Origin of the sequence: Bowmanella denitrificans (assembly GCF_002887595.1) — a bacterium.
Lineage (GTDB): Bacteria > Pseudomonadota > Gammaproteobacteria > Enterobacterales > Alteromonadaceae > Bowmanella > Bowmanella denitrificans.
Genome location: NZ_PEBU01000035.1, coordinates 1 through 1,334, shown reverse-complemented (window position 1 = coordinate 1,334; position 1,334 = coordinate 1). Strand labels below are relative to the sequence as shown.

At 49.2% G+C, this 1,334-nt stretch carries 1 protein-coding gene and 2 pseudogenes; 1 reads left to right on the top strand and 2 read right to left on the bottom strand.

The annotated features are described in order from the left end of the window. Positions 1-99 precede the first annotated feature (99 nt). Positions 100-531: pseudogene (locus CSR04_RS24625) on the bottom strand (transposase); the annotation flags it as partial. A 215-nt stretch (positions 532-746) separates the two neighbouring features. On the opposite strand from CSR04_RS24625, the pseudogene CSR04_RS24620 reads away from it, so the two are divergent. Next, positions 747-884: pseudogene (locus tag CSR04_RS24620) on the top strand (transposase domain-containing protein); the annotation flags it as partial. A gap of 7 nt (positions 885-891) precedes the next feature. Here the strand turns inward: CSR04_RS24620 and CSR04_RS24615 are convergent. Beyond that, positions 892-1,251 (bottom strand): transposase, encoded by a 360-nt coding sequence (locus CSR04_RS24615; protein WP_102798996.1) that lies wholly within the window; start codon positions 1,249-1,251, stop codon positions 892-894. Between the last annotated feature and the right edge of the window lie 83 nt (positions 1,252-1,334).

Here is a 1,334-nt window from a genome sequence, read left to right as displayed (position 1 = left end):
GCCTTAGTCCCTTATACACTCTTCAGCAAATGACCATATGACTAAGGAATCGAGGAATCGAGGAATCGAGGAATCGACAACTCTGACCCCTTGATCCTTATGCTGATAGCTTGACCAGGGATATTCGGCAGGATGGGCCACCATGTTGGCCCGCACCGGATTAAGCTCTATATAGCGGCTGACTAACAACAAATAATGTTCACTATCAACCAGGGACGACTTATAACGCCCTTCCCATAAGGTACCGCTGCGGCCATGGGTAATATTGATATAACGTACGTAGTAACGCCCTAGTGCTTGCATCATCTGGCTCACACCCAAGGGCGTTGTGGGTGTCACCAGCAAATGCACATGATTTGTCATCAGCACAAAAGCATGCACCGCCACCTTATAACGGCGGCTGTACTCTTTTAGCTTATCCAGATAAACCGCATAATCCTGGTCAATATAGAAACAAACTTGACGGTTGTTGCCCCGCTGCACCAAGTGCTGAGGAACACCCGCCAGATTGAGACGCGGGCGGCGAGCCATTGCTTTATATCCGAGTCCTTCGGTCTTCTGACCTTAGTCCCTTATACACTCTTCAGCAAATGACCATATGACTAAGGAATCGAGGAATCGAGGAATCGAGGAATCGAGGAATCGACAACTCTGACCCCTTGATCCCGACCCCTTGATCCCATCTAACCAAGACTAGACCTGTTTAAAATTCAGTCAAGTTGTGGTGGGTGTCTTGTTAGTTCCGCTACAGCCTGGTGGAAACCGCCAAGGCCAACGGCCTGGTACCCTTCGATTATCTGAACTACCTGTTTAAAGAACTGCCCACCCTGCATCCTGGAGAAGATGTTGACCACCTCCTGCCATGGAACTTCAACAAAAGCTAGGCGGTGATCACCGGACTGTTACCAACAAATAATGTTCACTATCAACCAGGGACGACTTATAACGCCCTTCCCATAAGGTACCGCTGCGGCCATGGGTAATATTGATATAACGTACGTAGTAACGCCCTAGCGCTTGCATCATCTGGCTCACACCCGAGGGCGTTGTGGGTGTCACCAGCAAATGCACATGATTTGTCATCAGCACAAAAGCATGCACCGCCACCTTATAACGGCGGCTGTACTCTTTTAGCTTATCCAGATAAACCGCATAATCCTGGTCAATATAGAAGCAAACTTGACGGTTGTTGCCCCGCTGCACCAAGTGCTGAGGAACACCCGCCAGATTGAGACGTGCGCGGCAAGCCATTGCTTTATGTCCGGGTCCTTCGGTCTTCTGACCTTAGTCCCTTATACACACTTCAGCAAATGACCATATGACTAAGGAATCGA

Bases quoted from the DNA above. Each gene is read 5' to 3' on its own strand.
- CSR04_RS24615 (WP_102798996.1), bottom strand. From the start codon at position 1,251: ATGGCTTGCCGCGCACGTCTCAATCTGGCGGGTGTTCCTCAGCACTTG.